Here is a 23,865-nt window from a genome sequence, read left to right on the forward strand (position 1 = left end):
GACGGCCAACGGCCGGCGCCGGGGGACATTTGCCCAGGCCCCTGCCTGTCCCGGCGGGGCCCTTCAGTTCGCGGCGAATCAGGACGAAGACACGCTTGTGGCGGATGCATTCTGCGCGGCGCAGGACGGATGCCCTTGCGTACGAATGTCCTCCGGCGCCTCGTTGAGAGGCTGCCGCGCGTGCTGCGCTCTCCTCACCGCACGCCGAGCCTCGTCGGGGCGGGCAGGGGTCTGGGCAAAGTAAAGGAGGAGGTGACGGCCAACGGCCGGCGCCGGGGGACATTTGCCCAGACCCCTGCCCGCCCCGGCGGGGCCCTTCAGCCTGCAGAGACGTCGCACGAAGACGCGCTTCGGTATCCAAACGACAAGCAAAAAAAGACCCGGCAGAGGGAGGGATCTGCCGGGTCCGGATTGCGTGGGGGGAGGGACCCACGCAATGAGTGTTGCGTCGCGTCAGTGGTTGTTCGCGTCCGCCGTTGATTCGTTGTAGCCCTGCACCAGCTCGGACCAAGCCTTGCTGGCCTGCAGGCCGAGACCGACCACGTCCTGCTGGGCCTGGCCCAGCCGCTGCAGGTTGTCCTGCCACAGCTGCGCGCCCTTGGAGAGCGTCCCGGCCGCATCCTCGCCGCGGGCCAGTTCACCCAGCCAGCCGCCGGTCGCAGTCAGGTTGCGCTCCATCACCTTCAGCTGCACGCCGAACATGCTTTCCGCGTTCTCCAACGCCAACCGGTTCGCACGCGTTGCCGCGGCGGCGAGCTGGCGGGTGGCATCACTGAAGCGATCGCTGAAGGCGGCGGCCATGGGGGGCGTCAGGGAGTGGCTTGATGCATTGCAGCATACGCCCTTGATGCGGCAATGCAACAAAAATAACAAAGGCGCGCGGGGCGCCTTTGAAACACCTTTCAGATCAATGGGTTGATCAGGCAGTGGGGCCGCGGTAACGGCACCCCGACGTGCAGGTTTCGTGCACGGTGATCTCGCTCAGCGCCGGCAGGCCGGGCTTGAGCTCGTTCCAGATCCACACCGCCAGGTTCTCGCTGGTCGGGTTCTCCAGACCGGGGATGTCGTTGAGGTAGTGATGGTCCAGGCGATCGTAGATCGGCTGGAAGGCCGCCTTCACGTCACCGAAATCCATGATCCAGCCGGTCTGCGCACCCGGCTCGCCCTCGACCTTCAGTTCCACCCGGAACGAGTGGCCGTGCAGGCGCGCGCACTTGTGCCCCGGCGGTACGTTGGGGAGGCGGTGCGCCGCCTCGAGCATGAAGACTTTGAAGATTTCCATGGCGCAATTGTACGCCGCAGGTGGCCGGCCATCCTGAGCGGATGCCGGGCTCTCGTGAAGTAACTCTTTCCATCCGGATGAAGAGATGATAGTTTCTCTTATATCCGTATGAAGAGATGTTATTGGCCGGACCCGGGCCAGGCATGGACTACTGCGGAACTTCATCGCCCTTACCACCTCCCCCACATCGTCATGCCCAAGCACTCCCTGCTCGTGGCGGCCCTGGCCGTCGCTCTGGCCGCGCCTTTGTCTGCCGCCGCCGAAACCTCCGCCGACGCCAGTGGCGAAGCCAGCACCCTGGCCGCCGTGCGTGTCACCGGTTCCAACATCAAGCGCACCGATACCGAGGCCTCCAACCCGGTGCAGGTGATCGGCCGCCAGCAGCTGGAACAGACCGGCAAGGCTACCGTGGCAGATGTGCTGCGTTCGATCTCGGCCAACACCGGCAACGCGAGCAACGAAACCACCAACAACGGCTGGGCCTCCGGCTCGGCCGGCATCGGCCTGCGCGGCCTGTCGCAGAAGAACACGCTGGTGCTGCTCAACGGCCGCCGCCTGGCCAACTATGGTTTCCCGGCCGGTGGCCTGTCTGACACCTTCGTCGATCTCAACGCGCTGCCGCTGGTCGCGGTCGAGCGCATCGAAGTGCTCAAGGACGGCGCCTCGGCGGTGTACGGTTCCGACGCCGTGGCCGGCGTGGTCAACATCATCACCCGGCAAAACTTCGAAGGCGCCGAGATCGGCGGCAGCTTCGGCGGTGCCGACCAGGGCGGCCTGCACGAGCAGAACCTGAAGTTCGTCGGTGGCCTCGGTGATCTGGACACCGACGGCTACAACATCCTCTTCAGCCTGCAGGGCTACAACCGCGAGCGCCTGGACCAGGACGAACGCAACCTGACCAAGAGCGGCATCTACACCGACAAGCCCGGTGGCCGCTGGAACGGCTGGTCGGCCAAGGGCGCGCGCTACCTGGTCAACGGCGTGTCGGTGCCGATGCTCGACGCCAACGGCAACTGCCCGGTCGGTACCACCCGCGTCGCCAGCGCGCCGATCGACGGCCTGGCCGGCGACACCTGCGGCTTCAACCAGGCCCCGTTCACCACGCTGATCCCCTCGACCAAGCGCTACCAGGCCTATGCCAACGGTACCTTCCGCCTGAACGACAACGTCGAAGCCTTCGGCGAAGTGCTGTACAGCCAGATCAAGAGTGCCGCATGGTTCGGCAGCAGCCCGTTCTTCACCCTGGAGAGCGGCCGCTTCGCATTGAACGCAAACAGTGGCCTGGCCGAACCGGTGTCGTCGCTGCTGCCGGCCAACAATCCGTACAACCCGTACGGCCGTGCGATCCCGATCGAATACACCTTCTTCGACCTCGGCGGCACGATCAAGACCAACCGTTCCACCGCCTATCGCGGCGTGTTCGGCCTGCGTGGCACCACTGCGAACTGGGACTGGGAAGTGGCTGCATTCGGCGCACGCAGCAGCGAGCGTGAGAGCGTGTCCGGCGGCTTCGCCAATCGCTGGGCGCTGGCCGATGCGCTGGCCACCGGCAGCTACAACCTGCTGAATCCGGCGGCCACGCCGCAGTCGGTACGTGATTCGATCAACATCGCCACGCTGCGTCCGGCCGAGTCCAAGCTGCAGGGCGTCGACGCCAAGATTTCCGGCAGCCTGGGCCACACCTGGGCTGGCGAGATCGGCTTCGCCGCCGGTGCCGAGTGGCGCCGCGAGAAGCTCGATTCCAACAACCCGTGGCAGATCGATGCCGGCCTGCAGGTGCGCCCGGCCATCGCCGAAGTACATGGCCAGCGCCAGGTCAGTGCCGCCTACGCCGAAGTGAACGTGCCGCTGGCCTCGACCCTGGAACTGTCCGCCGCCGCGCGTGCCGATCACTACGATGATTTCGGCGATGCGTTCTCGCCGAAGATCGGCCTGCGCTGGCAGCCGCTCGATTTCCTGCTGGTGCGTGCCTCGGCGTCGAAGGGCTTCCGTGCACCGTCGCTGTCGGAGAACTCCAACAGCACCAGCATCGCCTACGGCAGCATGGCCGACCCGCGTGATCCGGACGTGCCGGGCTCGCGCCAGAATCCGACCTTCTTCACCGTTGGCAACAACGCACTGAAGCCCGAGCGCACCAAGAGCGTGAACTTCGGCGTGGTGCTGTCGCCATGGGCCAACACCAACCTCAGCGTGGACTACTACCGCATCCAGCTGGACAACCTGGTCGGCACCAACAACACCCAGACCCTGGTCAACGACAACGTGGCCGGCGCCGTGCAGCGCGACGAGCGCGGCAAGCTGCAGGCCGTCTACAACCGCTACCAGAACCTGAGCGAGCTGAAGACCTCGGGCATCGACGTCGAGCTGCGCCAGCGCATCCCGACCGCTGCGCTCGGCGACTTCACCGTGTCCTCCGCCTACACCCACGTGCGCGACTACCGTCGCCCGACCGTGGTCGGTGGCCCGCTGGTCGACTACGCCGGCAGCAACCTCGGCGCGACCCTGCCCAAGGACAAGGCCACCACCACCCTGGACTGGAAATACGGCGACTTCAACGCCGCGGTGACCTGGTACTACACCAGCAGCTACCGCCAGGAGGCCAGCACCGCCGCCAAGGCCGTGCAGCAGCGCGTCGGCAGCTACAGCCAGTACGACCTGTACCTGGCCTACACCGGCATCGACAAGCTGACGGTGTACGCCAAGGTGCAGAACCTGGCCGACAAGACGCCGCCGTACGATGCCTCGTTCCCGGGCATCCGCGCGCCGTACGACTTCAGCCAGTACGACCTGCGCGGCCGCTACTTCACGCTGGGCTTCGACTACCGCTTCTGATCCACCCGCTGCGACCGGTCTCCCCAAGGGACCGGTCGCGCGACCGCCTGCCGTTGTATTCCAGGGGAGTCACTGTGTCCTTGCATCGTCGTGCCGTTCTTCCGTTGCTGCTTGCCGCCGCCACCGCACTGTTCCAGCCGCAGCCGGTACAGGCACAGAGCACCTACTTCTTTCCGCAGGCTGCCGATGCAGCGGCGTTCGATACCGCCGTGCCCACGCCGGAGCAGTTCCTCGGCTATCCGATCGGCAGCCGTTACACCCGGCACGACCAGCTGGTGGCGTACTTCCAGGAACTGGCCCGGCGCTCGGACAGGATCAGCGTGCGCGAGATCGGCCGCAGCTATGAGGGCCGCCCGCTGTTGATCGCCACTGTCACTGCCGCAGGCAACCACGCGCGGTTGGAACAGATCCGCCAGCAGCACGCGACCCTGGCCGATCCGGCGCAGCCGCGCAGTGCGGCGGGCGACAGCCCGGTGGTGGTGTGGCTGGGATACAGCGTGCATGGCAACGAGACCTCCAGTGCCGAGGCGGCGATGCTGACGGCTTACTACCTGGTGGCCAACCGCAGCGCCGAAACCCAGCAGTGGCTGCAGCAGGCGGTGGTGCTGTTCGACCCGGCGCAGAATCCGGACGGTCGCGATCGTGCCGCCAACTGGCACAACGCGTGGGCCTCCGATCCGGCCTCGGCCGACCCGGTCGACAAGGAGCACGTCGAACCGTTCCCGCAAGGGCGCACCAACCACTACTTCACCGATCTCAACCGCGACTGGCTGGCCCTGACCCAGCAGGACTCGCGGCCGAAGGTGGAGGTGTTCCACCAGTGGTACCCGAACGTGCAGATCGACTTCCACGAAATGGGCAAGGACAGCACCTACTACTTCGAGCCCTCGCCGAAGAGCATGCACAGTCCGCTGATTCCCGCGGCGTCGTACGAATTCAACAAGACCCTGGCCAGGTACCACGCGCAGGCGCTGGATGCGCTGGGCTCGCTGTACTACACCGGCGAGAACTTCGACAACTTCTCGCCGGTATACGGCTCGACCTACCCGGACTTCCATGGTGCCGTCGGCGTGACCGTCGAACAGGCCAGCTCGCGCGGCCGCGTGCAGGAATCGGTGAATGGCCTGCTGACGTTCCCGTTCACCATCCGCAACCAGGTCGCCACCGGGCTGGGCACGGTGCGTGGCGCAGTGACCGAGCGCAGCGGCCTGTTCGACCTGCAGAAGCAGTTCTTCCAGAGCGCGCTGAAGCAGGCCGCACAGCAGCCGGTGAAGAGCTTCGTGTTCGGTGATGCGCATGACCCGGCCCTGACCCGTCGCCTGCTGGAACTGTTGCTGCTGCATCGCGTCGAGGTGCGCGCGCTGGATCGTGCCGTCACTGTCGATGGCCAGCGCTTCGATGCCGGCAGCGCCTACGTTGTGCCGGTCCAACAGGCGCAGTTCCGCCTGGTGCATTCGATCTTTGCCGAGACGCCGCCGATCAAGGGTGATGTGTTCTACGGCAGCACCAGCTATGCAATCGCACCGGCCTACGGCGTGGCCTTCGCCGGTAGCCGCAGCCGTATCGAAGGCGGTGCACGCGTGACCGCGCTGCCGGCTGCGCAGGGCGCGGTGCTGGGCAGCCAGGCCGGATTCGCCTACGCGATCGACTGGCGCGACTACAACGCCGGGCGCGCGCTGGCCGCACTGCAGGGCAAGGGCGTGAGCGCACGTGCGGCATTCCAGCCGTTCACCACCGCGACCGCGCAGGGCGAGGTCAGCTTCGCCGCCGGCAGCCTGGTGATTCCGGTGGCCGGGCAATCGCTGCAGGGCGCAGCGCTGCTTGAGGCAGTGACGTCGGCCGCGCGCGAGGCGGGTGTGCAGGTGCACGCATTGCCCAGCGGCCGCAGCCGCGAAGGCATCGACCTCGGCAGTGACGGCGTCAAGGCGCTGCGCAAGCCCACGGTCGCGCTGGTGATGGGCGAGGGCGTGGCCGCCACCGAGATCGGTTCGGCGTGGTTCCTGCTCGACCAGCAGCTGCACCTGCCTGCCAGCAAGCTGGACCCGCAGCAGCTGGGCAAGGTGCCGCTGGACCGCTACACCACGATCGTGCTGTCCGGCGGCACCTACACCGGCATCGATGCCACGGCGGTGGCCGCACTGAAGCGCTGGGTGCAGGCCGGAGGTTCACTGGTGACCTACGGCAGCGCCTCGAAGTGGGCGATCGAACAGAAGCTGGCCGACGGTGAGAAGCTCGGAAAGGAAGAAGAGACTGCCGACGAGAGCCGCCGTGCGTTCGGCGACCAGCGCGACATCGCCGCGATCGAGCGGGTCAGCGGCAACATCCTCAGTGCCGACGTGGATACCAGCCATCCGTTGGCGTTCGGCGTGCCGCGCCGGCAACTGGCGATCAACAAGGAAAACACGGTGACGCTGCAGCCGAGTGCGAACCCGTTCTCGACGGTGGTACGCATCGACGCGCCGCCGCGGGTGAACGGTTACTTGTCCGAGCGCAACCGCACGCGGGTGGCGGGCAGCGCGTGGCTGCTGGTGTCGGCGCAGGGGCAGGGTAACGTGGTGCTGTTCGCCGATGATCCGGCGCATCGCAAGTACTGGCATGGCACGGACCGGCTGCTGATCAACGCGATCTTCTTCGGGAATCTGGTGAATCCGGCGAAAGCGCGGGGTTGAGGTGTTTGGCGCCGAGTTTCTGTTGTGCTTGGGAGGCAGGGGGCCTCAGCCAGGACACGCCGTAAACCCCGCTCCGCGGGCCGGCCCAGCCGCTGGCGGCTGGGCGTTCGGTCGCTTGCGAAGCCGTGCTTCGCAGGCAAAGCGCCCTCACCCATGGGGGCTCGATGCGCCTTGCTCGTGTGCGCTGTCCTGCGCACACGGCTAGACCGGGGTTGGGCGTCCTGCCCAACCCGCCCGAGGCATGCCTCGGGCCCCATGCCCATCCGCCCTCAGCGCAACACACCGCCAGCTTCTACTCACGGTAGCCAGCAACAAAAAAAGGACGGCGCGTCAGCGCCGTCCCTCGGTAAGAAGCCCCCGCGCAGCGGGAAGCACACTCCCTGTCAGCTGGGATCAGCCGGCGCGACCGCCGCCGTTGCCACCCTGGCCGCGGCCACGGCCGCCACCATTGCCGCCACCGCCACGACGCTGGCCCTGACCCGCGCCCGCACCGGCACGCTGCTGGCCATTGCCACCGCCCTCGCGGCGGCCACCACCGGCCTTCTTCGGGCCAGCATGCGCATGGCGCGGCGCATCGCCGTGCGGACGGCGCGCGTGGCTCTTGCGCGGTGCGCGCTCACCGGTATCGTGCTCGGCCTTGCCCGGCGCACTGTTGCCCCAGCGGATCGGCGTCTGCAGCTCGAAGCCCGGCACATCGCGGATGTCCATGTCGCGGCCCAGCAGGCGCACGATCGCGCGCAGCAGCTTCACTTCATCCTGCGCCACCAGCGAAATCGCCTGACCGGTCGCGCCGTTGCGGCCGGTGCGGCCGATGCGGTGCACGTAGTCCTCGGCCACCATCGGCAGGTCGAAGTTGATCACCTTCGGCAGCTCGTTGATGTCGATGCCGCGCGCGGCGATGTCGGTGGCCACCAGCACGGTCACGCGGCCGGCCTTGAAGTCACCCAGCGCACGCAGGCGCTGGCCCTGGCTCTTGTTGCCGTGGATCGCCGCGGTCTTGATGCCCGACTTTTCCAGGAACGTGGCCAGCTTGTCGCTGCCATGCTTGGTGCGGGCGAACACCAGGGTCTGCTCGCGGCTGTCCTGCGCCAGCAGGTGCAGCAGCAGGTCGCGCTTGCGGCCGGCGTCGACCGGATGCACGCGGTGGGTGATGGTTTCGGCCACGGTGTTCTTCGGCGTTACCTGGATCTGTTCCGGGTTGCGCATGAACTCCAGCGCCAGCTGGCGGATGTTGTCCTCGAAGGTGGCCGAGAACAGCAGGGTCTGGCGGTTCTGCTTCGGCAGCTTGGCCAGGATGCGCTTGATCGACGGCAGGAAGCCCATGTCGAGCATGCGGTCGGCTTCGTCCAGGATCAGCACTTCAATGCCGGACAGGTCGACGCTGCGACGCTCAAGGTGGTCGATCAGGCGGCCCGGGCAGGCCACCAGCAGGTCCACGCCACGGCGCAGGATGTCCAGCTGGTTGCCCATGCCGACGCCGCCGTAGATGCAGGCGCTGGGGATGCGCAGGTACTTGCTGTAGCCACGCAGGCTGTCATGCACCTGGGTGGCCAGCTCGCGGGTCGGGGCAAGGATCAGCGCGCGCGGCTTGCGCGGGCCGGCACGTACCTCCTGCGAGGCGGTGCCCAGGTGCTGGAGCAGCGGCAGGCCGAACGCGGCGGTCTTGCCGGTGCCGGTCTGTGCGCCGGCCAGCAGGTCGCGACCGGCCAGCGCCAGCGGGATCGCCTGCTGCTGGATCGGGGTCGGGTTTTCGTAGCCCTGCTCGGCGAGCGCGCGCAGCAGGAAGGGCGCCAGGCCCAGCGATTCAAAAGACATTGAGTTTGCTCCAAGTACAAGAAACGCCTGTCCGAGCGGACAGACGGGGGCAGATCAAACTGATCGGCTGACTCGGAGCGTTCCCGTGAACCGCGCTGCGAGAATTGGGTGCAGCCGGCACGAAGCGCAGGCTGGAATGCGTGACGAACGGCGTCGGAGTGGGGGCGGGCGAAGAGGGCGGACCCTGGTCGCCGGCGATCCCGGAGGGAAACGGACGGCCGCTGCAGACCCTGCAAGTCTAAACGATGTTCGAGACTTCGCGCAAAAAGGCCTGTTCAGGTAGGGGTTCTCTCTGCAGGGCTGCGCCCTGCACCCGCAGAGGCTGAAGCAACGTCAAAGGCCGGGTTCCTGTGGGAGGCGGGGTGGGTCCGGTGGCAGGGGGCGCTGCAAGTACGTCCATGTAAGCTCGGTCGCCGCATCCATGCGGCTCACGCCCCTGTCACCGGACCCACCCCGCCTTCGACAGTTTTCCGCGATCTGTCGAATCTCATTCGATCAATTTCGGTGTCCGACGGATCTCGACGATGAATGATGTGGATGTTCGATCAGTCATTGGGAACCTGTCGGGGGTGGGGCGGTGTGGGTGGGCAGGACCGTTGGCGCCATGGATGGCGCCATCGAGCCCCCATGGACGGGTTTACGGCGTGTCCTGCCCACCCACACCGCCCCGCCCAACCAGTAGAAAGCCAGAGCCGCTTTTGACGTTGCCGTTGCTGTTGCATTGAGCAGGTGCAGGGCAGCAAGCCCTGCCGAACCCCCCACTACGGTAGGGTGGGCCGATGCCGCGCTGCAGCTTGGCGTCGCCGCAGATTTGATTACACTTGAAACTTGTTTGCCCACGACTCCGGACACCCACCCATGAAGCTTGGTTCTTTGAAGGAAGGCGGCCGCGACGGCACCCTGATCGTCGTCTCGCGTGACCTGCGCCACGGCGTGCGCGCCACCGGCATTGCCGCCACCCTGCAGCAGGCCCTGGAGGACTGGAGCCACATCGCCCCGCGCCTGAACGCCCTGTACGCATCGCTCAACGCTGGCGATGCCGATGGCGTGTTCGACCTCGACCCGCAGGCACTGGCCGCGCCGATGCCGCGCGCCTATGAGTTCGTCGATGGCAGCGCCTACCTGCCGCACGTCGAGCGCGTGCGCCGTGCCCGTGGCGCCGAGGTGCCGGAGAGCTTCTACACCGATCCACTGATGTACCAGGCCACCAGCGCCGGCTTCTACGGCCCGCGCGATGCGGTCAAGGTGGTCAGCGAGGACCACGGCATCGACCTGGAAGCGGAGATCGTGGTGATCACCGACGACGTGCCGATGGCGGCGACCCCGGAACAGGCAGCCGGTCATATCCAGTTGGTCGGCCTGGTCAACGATGTCTCGCTGCGCAACCTGATCCCGGGCGAGCTGGCCAAGGGTTTCGGCTTCCTGCAGTCCAAGCCGCGCTCGGCGCTGTCGCCGGTGTTCGTCACCCCTGACGAGCTGGGTGCCGCGTGGCAGGACAGCAAGGTGCACCTGCCGCTGCTGACCCACATCAACGGCCAGTGGTTCGGTGCGCCGGAAGCGGGCGTGGACATGCAGTTCAATTTCGCCCAGCTGGTTTCGCATGCGGCCAAGACCCGTCCGCTGGTCGCCGGCACCATCGTCGGCTCGGGCACCATCGCCAACGAGGACACCAGCAAGGGTGCGTCGTGCTTCGCCGAGCAGCGCGTGGTCGAAACCCTGCGCGATGGCAAGCCGAGCACGCCGTTCATGTCCTTCGGCGACGTGGTCCGCATCGAGATGCTCGATGCCGCCGGCAACAGCATCTTCGGTGCGATCGAGCAGCGCATCGAACAGGCGGCCAGGCCCTGAGCATGGAGGCGGCCATGGAGATCCTGGTTGACGACGGCCCGGTCGACGACGGCATCGTGCTGTACACCTACTGGCGATCCAGCGCCGCCTACCGCGTGCGCATCGGCCTGGAGCTGAAGGGCCTGGCCTGGGAGGCCCGGCCGGTGCATCTGGTGCGCGACGGTGGCGAGCAGCACCGGGATGCCTATCGGGCGCTCAACCCGCAGCAGCAGGTGCCAACCCTGCTGCATGAGGGGCATGTGCTGACCCAGTCGCTGGCGATCCTCGAATACCTGGACGAGCGCTTTCCGCAGGTACCGCTGCTGCCGGCCGACGCCGCCGGCCGCGCGCGGGTGCGGGCGCTGGCCCAGCTGGTGGCCTGCGACATCCACCCGATCAACAACCTGCGGGTGATGCAGTACCTGGAGCGCGATCTGCAGGTGCCGGCCGATGCGCGCACGCAGTGGACCCTGCACTGGATCGCCGAGGGCTTCGCGGCGATGGAAGCCCTGCTGGTCAACAGTCGTGACACCGGCGCCTTCTGCCATGGTGACCGTCCCGGCCTGGCCGATATCTGCCTGCTGCCGCAGCTGTACAACGCCCACCGCTTCGGCCTGGACCTGGCACCGTACCCGACCCTGCGCCGCATCGAAGCGGCCTGCCAGGCAGTGGATGCCTTCGACCGCGCACGCCCGGAAAACCAGCCCGACGCCGCCTGAAAAAAAGGGGACGGAGGGGATTAAGTCGTATATGCACTTACGACTTAATCCCCTCCGTCCCCTTTCTGCCGCAAACGGGCCAGGTCATCGCGGAACACCCGGTAGGCTTCCTCGCGGCGCGCATCGTCGGCCTGCCGCAACACCCATGCCGGGTGCACCGTGGCGTAGCCGCGCGTGCCGTCCTCGAGGGTGTGCCAGCGTCCGCGGTCGCGTGCGAGGTCGAAACCACGACCGAATACCGAGGCTGCGGCTGTCGCGCCGAGGCATACGATCACCTGGGGCCGCACGCGTGCGATCTCACCCATCAGCCAGGGGCGGCAGGCCTGGATGTGGCGGCTTTCCGGCCGCTTGTGCAGCCGCACCTTGCCGCGCCGCTCATGGTGGAAGTGCTTCACCGCGTTGGTGAGGTACAGCTGGGCGCGATCGATTCCCAGTTCCGCCAGTGCGCGGTCCAGCACCTGGCCGGCAGGTCCTGCGAACGGCTGCCCGCGCAGATCCTCGGTATCACCGGGCTGCTCGCCGATCACCATCACCCGCGCATCGGCAGGCCCCTGCCCGAACACGGTCTGCGTGGCCTGCTCCCATAGCGGGCACTGGCGGCAGGCACTGGCCTGTCCGCGCAGATTGTCCAGGCTGCTGGCATCGGCTGCCGGCGTCGCAGCGTTCGCACGCGGGGGAATCCTGCGTTGCGGTGCCTGTGCCGGCCGGTCATGCATTTCCTGCACGCGGTCGGCCGCGTCGCGCACCAGGCGTGGCAGCAACTGTGCTTCAGGCAGGTGGCGCCAGTACTTTGCCGGCATCTCCTGCATCATCATCCGTGTGTTGAGCCGCGCCGGATTGAAGATGCTGGCGTAGTAGGTCTGCCACAGCGACTCGCGTGCATCCTCGGCCGGGGCATCTTCGCGCCGTGCACCGGGGCCGAAGGCAAGCGCCTGCCCATCCCAGGCGACGCTGCGCGAAGGGGTCAGGATCGCCCAGCGCATGCCGGTGAAGCGGCGCGCGAAGAACGGCGCGACCCGGTCGACGATGTGGTGCTGCGGCTCGAACCAGGCGATGAACGCATCAGGCTGGCCAGGTACCTCGCGGAAGCGCACGAATGCCTTCATCTTGTGCGTGTCACGGCGGACGGCCTGGGCGAGGGCTGTCGCGCGCAGGACATCGGCGTCGGCGGGGTTGCCCAGCGCTGATCGCTCGCCATGGGCGATGCGCCACAGCAGGCGATACAGCAAGGCCAGGCGCTGGGGATCGCGATGGCACAGGCAGGTGGCCGCCAGCTCCAGGAAGTCACGTGGAACGTTGGGTGCACCGGCATCGGCAAGCATCGGCGCCTGCTGCACGGCCGGCGCATCCAGCAGCGACGTGTCACTCCCTTCCAGCCAGTCCAGCTGCGGCGGGGCAACGCCGCGCAGCAACGCTTCGCGCGCAGCATCGCGCCAGGCCTGCAGCGACCACGGCGGATCCACCCGCAGCGACCACCGCTGCGCGTCAGGACGCAGACGGGGCATCGAAAAGCGAACCCTGGCGCGGCGGCGGGGCCAGCTGCGCGCGCAGCGCCGCCGGATCATCCAGTGCTTTGCGCGGGTGATGGTCGGCCAGCAGCACGAACGGCAGCAGCTTGCTCATCGGTGCCTTCAGGCGCGCGATGTCGGCCACGCGCAGCCGCCCGTGGCGGCGTGCCATCAGCACGCGCTTGACGTTGCGCACGCCAAGGCCGGGCACGCGCAGCAGCATTTCCTTCGGTGCCCGGTTCAGATCGACCGGAAAGCGCTCGGGATGGCGGATCGCCCAGGCCATCTTGGGGTCGATATCCAGGTCGAGCATGCCGTCCTGGGTGGTGTCGGTAATCTCCTCCACACCGTAACCGTAGAAGCGCAGCAGCCAGTCAGCCTGGTAGAGGCGATGTTCGCGCTGCAGCGGTGGCGGCTGCAGTGGCAGCTGCCGGCTGGCGTCCGGAATCGGGCTGAACGCGGAGTAGTAGACCCGGCGCATGCGGTAGTTGCCGTACAGGCTGTCGGCGCTGGCCAGGATCTGCTGGTCGTTTGCCCCGTCCGCGCCGACGATCATCTGGGTGCTCTGCCCGGCCGGTGCGAAACGCGGAGGGCGCGGGCGAACACTGCGACTGGCCGTCGGCGCCACCGCTGCGGGGGACTTGCGAGCCTCCTTGGCTTCCTCGATGCGCCAGCGCAGTTCGCCCATCGCGCCACGGATCGAGTGCACCGTCTTCTCCGGTGCCAAGGCGCTCAGGCCGGCTTCGGTCGGCAGTTCCACGTTGATGGACAGGCGGTCCGCATAGCGCCCGGCACTGGCCAGCAGTTCCGGCGAGGCCTCGGGAATGGTCTTGAGGTGGATGTAGCCGGCGTAGCGGTGTTCTTCGCGCAGCTGCCGGGCCACTTCCACCATCTGCTCCATGGTGTAGTCCGCATTGCGGATGATGCCGCTGGACAGGAACAGGCCCTCGATGTAGTTGCGCTTGTAGAAGTCCAGGGTGAGCGTGACCACCTCGTCCACGCTGAAACGCGCGCGGGCCACGTTGCTGGAGACCCGGTTCACGCAATAGGCGCAGTCGTAAATGCAGAAGTTGGTCAGCAGGATCTTCAGCAACGAAACGCAGCGGCCATCGGGCGTGTAGCTGTGGCAGATGCCCATGCCCTCGGTACTGCCGATACCGCCACTGGCGCGCGAATCGCGCTTGCCCGAGCCGCTGGAGGCGCAGGACGCGTCGTATTTGGCGGCGTCGGCCAGAATGGCCAGCTTGCGGATGGTTTCCATTGAGGAAACCTACGGATGAGGGGTCTCATTGGATGAGACCGCCCATGAACGCTTCAGAAAAAAGGGGACGGAGGGGATTAAGTCGCAAATGCACAAACGACTTAATCCCCTCCGTCCCCTTTTTCGTGGGGTCAGAAGCCGTGGGTGATGCTGGGTGCGCCGGCCGAGAAATCGGCGTACGGGTCGTGCTCGCCGCTGCTGCCTTCGGACAAACGGAACTTCAGGGCCAGGCCATCGCGCGAGTCGGCCGCGCGCAGCGCTTCCTCCTGCTCGATGATGCCCGCCTTGGCCAGCCGGAACAGGCACTGGTCGAAGCTCTCCATGCCTTCTTCCAGCGAGCCTTCCATCGCCGCCTTGATCTCGTGCACCTGGCCGCGACGCAACAGGTCGCGGATCATCGGCGTATTGATCAGCACCTCGGTGGCCGGCAGGCGACGGCCCTCCTTGTTCTTCACCAGGCGCTGGCTGATCACCGCACGCAGGTTCAGCGCCAGGTTCATCAGCACGTTCTTGTGCGCGCTTTCCGGGAAGAAGTTGAGGATGCGCTCGATGGTCTGGTCGGCGTTGTTGGAGTGCAGGGTGGCCAGGCACAGGTGCCCGGTCTCGGCGAAGGCGATCGCCGCCTCCATCGTTTCCGCATCCAGGATTTCGCCGATCAGGATCACGTCCGGCGCTTCACGCATCGCGTTCTTCAGCGCGTTGTGGAAGGCGTGGGTGTCCAGGCCGACCTCGCGCTGGTTGACGATCGACATCTTGTGCTTGTGCAGGTACTCGATCGGATCCTCGATGGTGAGGATGTGACCGGTGGTGGTGCTGTTGCGGTGGTCGATCATCGACGCCAGCGAGGTGGACTTGCCGGAACCGGTGGACCCCACCACCAGCACCAGCCCGCGCGGGGTCATGATGACGTCCTTCAGCACCTGCGGCAGGTTCAGCTCCTCGATGCTCGGGATACGGCTGCGGATGGCGCGGATGACCATCCCGACCTCGCCCCGCTGCTTGAACACGTTGACGCGGAAGCGCCCGGCATCGGGCAGGGCGATGGCCATGTTGAGCTCCAGCTCGCGCTCGAACTGCGGCACCTGGCCTTCGTCCATCAGCGAGTAGGCGATTTTCTTGACCATGCCCGGCGGCAGGCCGGTGTTGCCCAGCGGATAGAGCTTCCCCTCGATCTTGATGTAGACCGGTGCCCCGGTGGTCAGAAACATGTCCGAAGCGTTCTTTTCGGTCATCAGCTTCAGGAAGTAGCCGATATCCATTGCGAATTTTCCCCAACGAAACGGCCGACGCCCGTTGCCAGCACGGTGTCGGCTTGACGACAATGGCCGTGAACCGACAACCGGTACGGCCTCCCCAATGAAACGACTTAGCTTCGCACGAATGCGCCATGGCCTGTATGTGATGGCGTTTGCATTCGCACTGTCTGCCCCCGCCTGGGCGCAGGACGCCGCCCTGGAACTGGCGCAGGCCCGGCAGGCGGTCGACAAGGCCACCCAGGCCGACGCCGACCAGTACGCCCCGGACCTGATCGGTCTGGCCCGGCAGGGGCTGGAGCAGGCCCAGCGCGCCGCCGGCGACCGCCGCGAACGGAAGAACGCCCCGGCGATGGCCCTGCGCGCCGCCGCCGATGCCGACCTGGCACGCGTCCGCAGCGAGGAAGCCACCGTCACCGCGCAGCTGCAGCTGCGCCGCAACGAGGTCAACCAGCTGCAACGCCAGCTGTCGACCGGGGAGGACCGCCGGTGAAGCCGATGACCGCCGCAACCCTGGCCGCGCTGCTGGCGCTGCCGACCCTGGCCGTGGCCGCCGACAACCCGATGGTGGCGCAGCTGAGCCAGCGCCTGATGGCCATCCAGGCCAACCCGGATACCGCTGAGCTGGGCGCCTTCGAGCGCATGCAGGCCCAGCAGGCCATCGCGACCCTGGACAAGGCCAAGCGCCGTGACCAGGAGCTGGCCACCTACCTGGCCGAGCGCCGGGTGGAGATTGCCGAGACGGCCGTGCGCACGGCGATGGCCGCGCGCGAGGTCGACCGCCTGGAGCGCACCCGCAGCGACCTGCTGATCGAGGCCAGCCGCCGCGACGCTGCCCGCGCCCGCCAGGAAGCCGAGCAGCTGCGCATGCAGGCGCAGATGCAGGCCGAGGAGGCCGAACGCCTGCGCCAGGCCGCCGAGGCCGAAACCCTGGCCCGCCAGGACGCCGAAAACGCCCTGACCAGCGTGGCCGGCAAGCAGCAGCAGCGGCTCAGCGCTGCCCAGCAGAACGCCGCCAAGCTGGCCCGTGAGGAGGCCGAGCTGGTCTCCGGGCAGAAACTGCCGGGTTCGAAGTTCGACGGGCGAGGCGAAGTCTTCACCTTCAATGGCGACGCGTTCGCTGCAGGTGCCTCCAGCCTGTCCGGTGGGGCCCGCAACCAGGCCAAGGCGCTGGCCGAGTACCTGAACATCGGCAAGAAGGGCCGCCTGCGCATCGAGGCCTACGACAATGCCAACGGCGTGGGTCAGAAGCGGGCCGAAGCGCTGCGCGACGCCCTGGTCGCGGCTGGTGTCGCCAGCAACCGGATCCAGGTCAGCGGCAAGAAGGCAGCCTCCACCCGGGCCCGTTCGGCCGAGGTCATCATCGCCCCGTAATGCATTGATATTGTTTGTTTTTCGTTGCAATGAGCATTCAGCCTGAACCCCGCCCCGGCGGGGTTCGGTCTTTTTGACGCAGGGGTCTTGTACCCCGCCCTGAGCAGGCGTAGGGTCAATCGTCCGGGACGCAATGCCGCGGACCGGACGATGGGAGGGCCGGGCCGATGCAAGCAGGGCGCGAACCGCAGCAGATCGACGTGCGCAGGCCAGTGCCGCAGGTCGTTGCAGGCGTCCAGGTGGCCATCGGCCGGCGCTCCTCCATGAACAACGCCCCGTGCCTTGTGGCCGGGGCGTTCGTGTATCTGTCGAAGGAGGTCCATCATGTTTGAAGATCAGCCCCAGAGCGAGATCGACGCCCGTCGCGCGCGTGATCCGGAGTTCAGGGCACTCCATGACCAGCACCGCAAATTGAACAAGAAGTGCATGGACGCGGAGTTGGGTGTACTCCCGATCGATGATGTCACCCTGGGTCGCATGAAGCGTGAGAAGCTGCTGGCCAAGCAACGCCTTCTGCGAATGTACGAAACACCGCTCCCAACGACGTCCCCCACGCTTTGACGCACCCCGTCGCGCCCGGAACGGCGTGACCCGGCCATCGATGGCCCCGCCGGGCGACCCCGCCCCGGCATCGCGGCACCGCCGATGAGGCGGCCGCGCCAAGGCATCACAGGCGGTGGTGCCTTGGCCAGCAGGCACAACTCACCGATGCGGGCGGTACCGGTCTCCTCGTCGATCCGGGGCCGCCCGCATCCCTTCATGGGGCAGGCGGGCGGCATGCCTGCACCGACCTGACATTCAGCGCCATCCGTCGGATAATCATCGGTCCGGCCCTGCGTGGCGCGAACCGAAAGTCCTCCGAATGCCCATCCATTCTTCCGTCCTCGAACTCATCGGCCAGACCCCGATCGTCAAGGCCCAGCGCCTGGACACCGGCGTCTGCGAGCTCTACCTGAAGCTGGAGAGCGCCAACCCGGGCGGATCGATCAAGGATCGCATCGGCCTGTCGATGATCGAGGCGGCGGAGCAGCGTGGTGACCTGAAGCCGGGGGCGACCCTGGTTGAAGGTACCGCCGGCAACACCGGCCTGGGCCTGGCGCTGGTGGCACAGCAGAAGGGCTACAAGCTGATCCTCGTCGTTCCCGACAAGATGAGCCGCGAGAAAATCTTCAACCTGAAGGCGATGGGCGCTGAAGTGCGCCTGACCCGTTCAGACGTCGCCAAGGGCCATCCGGAGTACTACCAGGACCTGGCCAAGACCATCGCCGAGCAGACCCCGGGCGCCTACTTCATCAACCAGTTCGGCAACCCGGACAACCCGGCCGCGCATGAGTTCGGCACCGGCCCGGAAATCCTCGAGCAGATGGGCGGTGACCTCGACGCCATCGTGTTCGGCTGCGGCAGCTCCGGCACCATGACCGGCCTGTCGCGCGCGTTCGCCAAGCTGTCGCCGAAGACCGAGCTGGTGCTGGCCGATCCGGTCGGCTCGATCCTGGCCGAATACATCAACGACGGCGTGCTCAACGACAAGTCGGGCAGCTGGCTGGTGGAAGGCATCGGCGAGGACTTCCTGCCCTCGATCTCCGACTTCAGCCGCGTCAAGAAGGCTTATGCGATCAGCGATGCCGAGAGCTTCCACACCGCGCGCGAGCTGCTGGGCAAGGAAGGCATCCTGGGCGGTTCGTCCACCGGCACCCTGCTGGCGGCGGCGCTGAAGTACTGCAAGGAGCAGACCACGCCGAAGAGGGTGCTGGTGCTGGTCTGCGATACCGGCAACAAGTACCTGTCGAAGATGTACAACGACTACTGGATGCTGGACAACGGCTTCCTGCAGCGCCCGCAGCACGGCGACCTGCGCGACCTGATCCTGCGCCCGTACGGCCAGCGCGACACCGTGGTGATCGGCCCGAACGACCTGCTGACCACCGCCTACCAGCGCATGAAGCTGTACGACGTCTCGCAGCTGCCGGTGATGGACGGCGAGAAGCTGGTCGGCATCGTCGACGAAAGCGACGTGCTGCTGCATGTCTATGGCGACGAGGCGCGCTTCCGCGACACCGTGGCCACCGCGATGGTCAGCAAGCTGGACCGGCTGGACGTGAAGTCGCCGATCGAGGCCCTGCTGCCGGTGTTCGACCGCGGCCAGGTGGCGATCGTGATGGACGGCGACGCCTTCCTCGGCCTGATCACCCGCATCGACCTGCTGAATTACCTGCGTCGGCGCGTTCAGTAAGGCGTTTATCGCCGCAGATCGCTGCTGAATCCCGGTTTATCCGCGTCAAAGCTCGTTAAGGCCGCGCTGATAGACTCCCGCTCCTTCGACGGCGCCGGTCATCGGCGCCAATCAGGAAACAACATGTCCAACGCTTCTTCCCCGGACCGCGCGCTGGCCCTGGCCACGCTGGCCATCCACGGCGGCCAGTCGCCCGACCCCAGCACCGGCGCGGTGATGCCGCCGATCTACGCCACTTCGACCTATGCCCAGTCCAGCCCGGGCGAGCATCAGGGCTTCGAGTACTCGCGTACCCACAACCCGACCCGGTTCGCCTATGAGCGCTGCGTGGCCTCGCTGGAAGGCGGTACCCGCGGCTTTGCCTTCGCTTCGGGCATGGCGGCCAGCTCGACCGTGATCGAGCTGCTCGACGCTGGCAGCCACGTGGTGGCGATGGACGACATCTACGGCGGCAGCTTCCGCCTGTTCGAGCGCGTGCGTCGCCGCACCGCCGGGCTGGACTTCAGCTTCGTCGACCTGACCGATCTGGCGGCATTCGAAGCCTCCATCACGTCGAAGACGAAGATGGTCTGGATCGAGACCCCGACCAACCCGATGCTGAAGATCGTCGACATCGCCGCGGTCGCCGCCATCGCCAAGCGCCATGGCCTGATCGTAGTGGTCGACAACACCTTCGCCTCGCCGATGCTGCAGCGTCCGCTGGAACTGGGTGCGGACCTGGTCCTGCATTCGGCCACCAAGTATCTCAATGGCCACTCGGACATGGTCGGTGGCATGGTCGTGGTCGGCGACAACGCCGAACTGGCCGAGCAGATGGCCTTCCTGCAGAACTCGGTGGGGGGCGTGCAGGGCCCCTTCGACAGCTTCCTGGCCCTGCGCGGCCTGAAGACCCTGCCGCTGCGCATGAAGGCACACTGCGCCAACGCGCTGGCGCTGGCCCAATGGCTGGAAAAGCACCCGGCGGTGGAGAAGGTGATCTACCCGGGCCTGGCCTCGCACCCGCAGCATGAACTGGCCGGCAAGCAGATGGCCGGCTACGGCGGCATCGTCTCGATCGTGCTCAAGGGCGGGTTCGAGGCGGCCAAGCGCTTCTGCGAGAAGACCGAACTGTTCACCCTGGCCGAGTCGCTGGGCGGTGTTGAAAGCCTGGTCAACCATCCGGCGGTGATGACCCATGCCTCGATTCCGGTCGCGCGCCGCGAACAGCTGGGCATCAGCGATGCGCTCGTGCGGCTGAGCGTGGGCGTGGAGGAGCTGGGGGATCTGCAGGTGGATCTGGAGAGGGCGCTGGCGTGAGCAGTCGCTTGGAAAAGAGATCTTCCGGGCTGACGCCCTATGCAACTGCCCGGCGGCGGCCATTGGCGGGCTTCCTGCGTTCGCCCTTGGAGCACCGTCAACTCATCTTCCGTCTGATCCAGCGTGAGATCGTGGGCCGCTATCGCGGTTCCTTCGCCGGCCTGGCCTGGTCGTTCATCACGCCATTGATCATGCTGGTCCTGTACACGTTCGTGTTCTCCATCGTGTTCAAGGCAAAGTGGAAGGACTTTGATACCAGCGGTGGCTTTGCCTTGATCCTCTTTTCCGGACTGATCGTGCACGGCGTGGTAGCCGAATGCATCAATCGCTCCCCGGCATTGATCACGAGCAATGCCAACTACGTGAAGAAGGTTGTGTTTCCGCTGGAAGTCTACGCGTGGGTGACGCTCGGTTCGGCGGTTTTCCATGCGTTCGTCAGTTGGATCGTGCTGACCATTGCCCAGTTGTGCATGGGCGTTGCGCTGCCCTGGACCGTGATCCTGTTCCCCGTGGTGATGCTGCCGCTGTTGCTCGGTTGCCTTGGCGTTTCCTGGTTCCTTGCCGCGATCGGCGTCTACTTCCGAGACGTGGCACAGATTACCGGCACGCTTGCGACGCTGCTGCTGTTCCTTTCTCCCGTGTTCTACGCGCTTGATTCGATTCCTGAACGCTATCGTCCCCTGATCCAGGCCAATCCCCTGACGGGTGTCCTGGAGGCGGCACGCAAGGTATTGATGTTCGGTGACATCCCGTCTCCTGCGTACTTCGGGATCGGCCTGCTGGTGGGCCTGCTCATGGCCATGGCTGGTTACGCTTTCTTCCAGAAATCTAGAGATGGATTTGCCGATGTCATCTGATCCGGTCGTTCTCAAGATCGACGGCGTTTCCAAGCACTATCAGGTCTACGGCTCGCCCCAGGACCGGTTGAAGGACGCCCTTTTTTCGCGCGCTGCGCGTGTCGTGGGAAGCCGAGGCAAATCCTATGGCCGCCAGTTCAGTGCGCTGAAGGATGTTTCATTCGAGATTCGCAAGGGTGAAACGGTCGGCATCATCGGACGCAACGGGTCGGGCAAGTCCACGCTGCTGCAGCTGCTGAGCGGTACGCTGGCGCCATCGGAAGGCCAGATCCTGGTCGACGGAAGGGTTGCGGCACTGCTGGAGCTTGGGGCGGGCTTCAATCCTGATTTCACCGGCCGCGAGAACGTGTTCTTCAACGGTGCCCTGCTGGGACTTTCGGACGAGCAGCTGCGCAGCAAGTACGACTCCATTGTCGAATTCGCCGATATCGGCGAGTTCATCGACCAGCCGGTGAAGACATACTCCAGCGGCATGTTCGTGCGGCTGGCCTTCGCCGTGATCGCGCACGTGGAAGCTGACATTCTGGTCATCGACGAGGCACTGAGTGTCGGCGACGCGTTCTTCGTGCAGAAGTGCATGCGATTCCTCCGTTCCTTCATGCAGAACGGCACGGTGGTCTTTGTATCCCATGACACCGCCGCCGTCATCAATCTCTGCGACCGAGTGGTCTGGTTGTCGCACGGGAAGATCGTTGCAGATGGCGCCCCCAAGGAAGTCACCGCCAAGTATCTGGAAGATCTCTACGCGGTGGAGATGGCCGCTGCTGGTCCTGCTGCGGTGGCCGTTGACGCTCCCGAAAGTGACGCGCAACCGGCAGCTGCTGGTGCGACCGCCATCGAACCGGACCACGCAGGCATGGCGCCCCGTGATTTCCGCCAGGATCTGATCAACGCCAGTGAGCATCGGCAGGAAATCCGGGTCTTTGAGTTCAATGCAAACAAGGGGTTCGGACAAGGCGGGGCGCAGGTCGAGTTCGCTGCCTTTGTTGACGTGGATGGCAACCCGCTGTCCTGGGTGGTGGGTGGAGAGCCGGTCCGGCTGCAGATCCGCTGCCGTGTGAACCAGGTGTTGAGCTCGCCCATCATCGGTTTTGAGGTGTACGACCGCCTGGGGCAGACCCTGTTCGCGGACAACACGTATGTCGCCTCCATCGATCCCCCTCCCGGCGCTCAAGCGGGGCAGGTACTGGTGGCTTCCTTTGATTTCCGGATGCCTGTCCTGCGCGAGGGTGACTACACCATGAGTGCAGCCATCGCAGACGGCAATCAGCATCACCATGTCCAGCACCATTGGCTGCATGACGCGCTTGCCTTCCATGTTCATGCACGTGGCATCTGCCTTGGATTGTTCGGCGCACCCATGCAGCGCGTGCGCCTTGTAGTCGAGCAACAAGATCTGGTATCCGGGTGACCGGCTTCAGCAGCAATCATGTATTGAGGTGACCCATGGCAACCCAGCTTGACGAGCACGTAGAAGATCTCGCATTCACCGGCGAACGGTTCATGCCCGAAGTGGCCGGTCAGATCGCCTTCGAACATCTCCATCGCTATCACTTCGCCGCCAGGTTCTGTGCCGGCAAGCAGGTGGTGGACGTGGCCTGTGGCGAAGGTTATGGCAGCCAGATCCTGTCTGGCGTTGCGGACTCGGTGACCGGCATAGATATCTCGGCCGAGGCCGTCGCCCATGCGGCTGGCCGCTACGGGTCCGATCGCTTGCGCTTCGTCGAGGCGTCTGCTGCCTTGCTGCCATTGGAGGACGACTCCGTTGACGTGGTGGTGAGTTTCGAGACCATCGAGCACCACGACCAGCATGAGGAAATGCTGTCGGAGATCCGGCGCGTTCTACGTCCGGGTGGGATGCTGATCATGTCCAGTCCGAACAAGCAGCACTATTCGATCGACCCGGGCTACGAAAACCCCTATCACGTGAAGGAGTTGTTCCGTCACGAGTTGATCGAACTCATCCAGCGCTACTTCCCGCAGCAGCAGGTGTATTCGCAGCGCGTCGTCTACGGTTCCCTGTTGGTCGCTGACGGTCCGGCGGCCTTCGATTCAATCCTGGGCACCGGCCCTGAAACCAGTGAATGGGCCGAAGGCCTCAGCCGCCCGCTCTACGACCTGGTGGTTGCGACGGATGGGGTGCTGCCTGTGCAGTCGTCCTCGTTCTTCGAACTGAAGGTTCATGGAATGGATGCCGGCGCCTTCTACGGGGTGCACTTGCCTGAGCGCGTCCAGAACGCGGATATCGAAGTCCTGCAGCTTCGCGCCAAGGTCGAGGAACTCGAGGCCCAGGCCCAGTCCCATCTTTCCCATCGGGAAGCCGCTTCCCTGGAGGCGGCGGAGGAACTGCGGCGGACGCGCGAAGCGCATCTGGCCGAGATCGAGCGGCTTCGTGACAGCCGCAACGAGGTGCTGTCCTCGATCTCCGTGCTGGGTTCGCTGGTCGATGATGTTCGCCGCGAAGGCGGTCATGATCGGCTGGCCCAGGAACGCAGGCTGGAAAGCCTGCAGAATGCGCTGGATCAGAATCGAGCGCTGGTTGCTGAAGCAGCCAGCAGCCAGTCGATCGACAACGGTCAATTCAAGGCTCAGCTGGCCGAACTCCGCCAGCAGTTGATTCAGGCCGTTGCCACCGAGGAAAGGGTCCGCTCCCTCGAGCGCATGCTTTCCGAGTCCCAGGAGATGGTGTTGGGGCATATCAATGCCAACGGCAGCCTGCGCGAAGAAATGTCCGCTCTGCGTGCGGAAATCGACCGGACCATGGCCGAACGGGATGAGGCAAGGCAGTCCGTGCAGCAGCTGCAGTTGGCCGTAACCGAGCAGCGCGTCATCAGCGAGCACCGCGAACGGGATGTGGAACTGCTTAAGGCGTCACGGAGTTGGCGTTACACTGCATGGCTCAGGAAACTGTCAGGAAGTGCCAGGAGGCACCTGTAAGC

18 protein-coding genes are annotated in these 23,865 nt (G+C 65.9%); 12 read left to right on the top strand and 6 right to left on the bottom strand.

From position 1 onward, the window contains the following. Window positions 1-453: 453 nt before the first annotated feature. On the bottom strand, window positions 454-801 hold the full coding sequence (locus AC5P98_RS17365; protein ID WP_014035870.1) for a phasin family protein: 348 nt from the start codon (window positions 799-801) through the stop codon (window positions 454-456). Between the two features lie 118 nt (window positions 802-919). Continuing rightward, window positions 920-1,282: a 6-carboxytetrahydropterin synthase QueD gene (queD, locus tag AC5P98_RS17370; RefSeq protein WP_014645831.1), complete on the bottom strand. Its 363-nt coding sequence runs from the start codon at window positions 1,280-1,282 to the stop codon at window positions 920-922. 192 nt (window positions 1,283-1,474) lie between these two features. Here queD and AC5P98_RS17375 point away from each other — a divergent pair, with 192 nt between their 5' ends. Both AC5P98_RS17375 and AC5P98_RS17380 read left to right on the top strand, forming a co-directional pair. After that, the gene (locus tag AC5P98_RS17375; protein ID WP_495230126.1) at window positions 1,475-4,114 is read left to right on the top strand and encodes a TonB-dependent receptor; all 2,640 of its coding nucleotides are present in this window, start codon (window positions 1,475-1,477) and stop codon (window positions 4,112-4,114) included. 74 nt (window positions 4,115-4,188) lie between these two features. Beyond that, on the top strand, window positions 4,189-6,783 hold the full coding sequence (locus tag AC5P98_RS17380) for a M14 family zinc carboxypeptidase (RefSeq protein WP_049405087.1): 2,595 nt from the start codon (window positions 4,189-4,191) through the stop codon (window positions 6,781-6,783). Between the two features lie 393 nt (window positions 6,784-7,176). On the opposite strand, the gene AC5P98_RS17385 is transcribed toward AC5P98_RS17380, so the two are convergent. Further along, window positions 7,177-8,598, bottom strand: coding sequence for a DEAD/DEAH box helicase (locus AC5P98_RS17385; protein ID WP_014035874.1), 1,422 nt, complete (start codon window positions 8,596-8,598; stop codon window positions 7,177-7,179). A gap of 858 nt (window positions 8,599-9,456) precedes the next feature. Between AC5P98_RS17385 and AC5P98_RS17390 the strand changes: the two genes are divergently transcribed. Beyond that, complete coding sequence (locus AC5P98_RS17390; protein ID WP_495230127.1) at window positions 9,457-10,446, top strand: fumarylacetoacetate hydrolase family protein; 990 nt, start codon at window positions 9,457-9,459, stop codon at window positions 10,444-10,446. A 14-nt stretch (window positions 10,447-10,460) separates the two neighbouring features. Continuing rightward, on the top strand, window positions 10,461-11,144 hold the full coding sequence (gene maiA, locus AC5P98_RS17395; RefSeq protein ID WP_049406234.1) for a maleylacetoacetate isomerase: 684 nt from the start codon (window positions 10,461-10,463) through the stop codon (window positions 11,142-11,144). A 44-nt stretch (window positions 11,145-11,188) separates the two neighbouring features. Here the strand turns inward: maiA and AC5P98_RS17400 are convergent, their stop codons facing one another. The 3 genes from AC5P98_RS17400 to AC5P98_RS17410 all read right to left on the bottom strand — a co-directional run bounded on the left by AC5P98_RS17400 (window position 11,189) and on the right by AC5P98_RS17410 (window position 15,172). Further along, window positions 11,189-12,649 carry a UdgX family uracil-DNA binding protein gene (locus AC5P98_RS17400; protein ID WP_495230128.1) on the bottom strand — a complete coding sequence of 487 codons (1,461 nt, stop codon included), beginning with the start codon at window positions 12,647-12,649 and terminating at the stop codon, window positions 11,189-11,191. Further along, the gene (locus AC5P98_RS17405) at window positions 12,630-13,913 is read right to left on the bottom strand and encodes a putative DNA modification/repair radical SAM protein (RefSeq protein WP_049406238.1); all 1,284 of its coding nucleotides are present in this window, start codon (window positions 13,911-13,913) and stop codon (window positions 12,630-12,632) included. Before AC5P98_RS17405 ends, AC5P98_RS17400 begins: the two co-directional genes overlap by 20 nt. 131 nt (window positions 13,914-14,044) lie before the next feature. Continuing rightward, window positions 14,045-15,172: a PilT/PilU family type 4a pilus ATPase gene (locus AC5P98_RS17410; RefSeq protein ID WP_014645840.1), complete on the bottom strand. Its 1,128-nt coding sequence runs from the start codon at window positions 15,170-15,172 to the stop codon at window positions 14,045-14,047. 121 nt (window positions 15,173-15,293) lie between these two features. On the opposite strand from AC5P98_RS17410, the gene AC5P98_RS17415 reads away from it, so the two are divergent. From AC5P98_RS17415 to AC5P98_RS17450, 8 genes are all read left to right on the top strand, one after another. Continuing rightward, window positions 15,294-15,659 (top strand): DUF4398 domain-containing protein, encoded by a 366-nt coding sequence (locus tag AC5P98_RS17415; protein WP_005415160.1) that lies wholly within the window; start codon window positions 15,294-15,296, stop codon window positions 15,657-15,659. Beyond that, window positions 15,656-16,540: an OmpA family protein gene (locus tag AC5P98_RS17420; protein ID WP_080281838.1), complete on the top strand. Its 885-nt coding sequence runs from the start codon at window positions 15,656-15,658 to the stop codon at window positions 16,538-16,540. The genes AC5P98_RS17415 and AC5P98_RS17420 overlap by 4 nt, the downstream gene beginning before the upstream one ends. A 324-nt stretch (window positions 16,541-16,864) precedes the next feature. Continuing rightward, window positions 16,865-17,101: an HP1242/YdcH family protein gene (locus tag AC5P98_RS17425; protein WP_005407964.1), complete on the top strand. Its 237-nt coding sequence runs from the start codon at window positions 16,865-16,867 to the stop codon at window positions 17,099-17,101. A 301-nt stretch (window positions 17,102-17,402) separates the two neighbouring features. Next, window positions 17,403-18,773: a pyridoxal-phosphate dependent enzyme gene (locus AC5P98_RS17430; RefSeq protein ID WP_014645842.1), complete on the top strand. Its 1,371-nt coding sequence runs from the start codon at window positions 17,403-17,405 to the stop codon at window positions 18,771-18,773. Window positions 18,774-18,896: 123 nt separating this feature from the next. After that, window positions 18,897-20,069 carry a cystathionine gamma-synthase gene (locus tag AC5P98_RS17435; protein WP_032957893.1) on the top strand — a complete coding sequence of 391 codons (1,173 nt, stop codon included), beginning with the start codon at window positions 18,897-18,899 and terminating at the stop codon, window positions 20,067-20,069. Continuing rightward, on the top strand, window positions 20,066-20,926 hold the full coding sequence (locus tag AC5P98_RS17440; RefSeq protein ID WP_099475629.1) for an ABC transporter permease: 861 nt from the start codon (window positions 20,066-20,068) through the stop codon (window positions 20,924-20,926). The genes AC5P98_RS17435 and AC5P98_RS17440 overlap by 4 nt, the downstream gene beginning before the upstream one ends. Then, complete coding sequence (locus tag AC5P98_RS17445) at window positions 20,916-22,337, top strand: ABC transporter ATP-binding protein (RefSeq protein WP_014645845.1); 1,422 nt, start codon at window positions 20,916-20,918, stop codon at window positions 22,335-22,337. The genes AC5P98_RS17440 and AC5P98_RS17445 overlap by 11 nt, the downstream gene beginning before the upstream one ends. Window positions 22,338-22,372: 35 nt before the next feature. Then, window positions 22,373-23,863 carry a methyltransferase domain-containing protein gene (locus AC5P98_RS17450; protein ID WP_049406241.1) on the top strand — a complete coding sequence of 497 codons (1,491 nt, stop codon included), beginning with the start codon at window positions 22,373-22,375 and terminating at the stop codon, window positions 23,861-23,863. The last annotated feature ends 2 nt before the right edge of the window (window positions 23,864-23,865 follow it).

It is taken from the genome of Stenotrophomonas sp. YJH_SMC_135 (assembly GCF_059372355.1).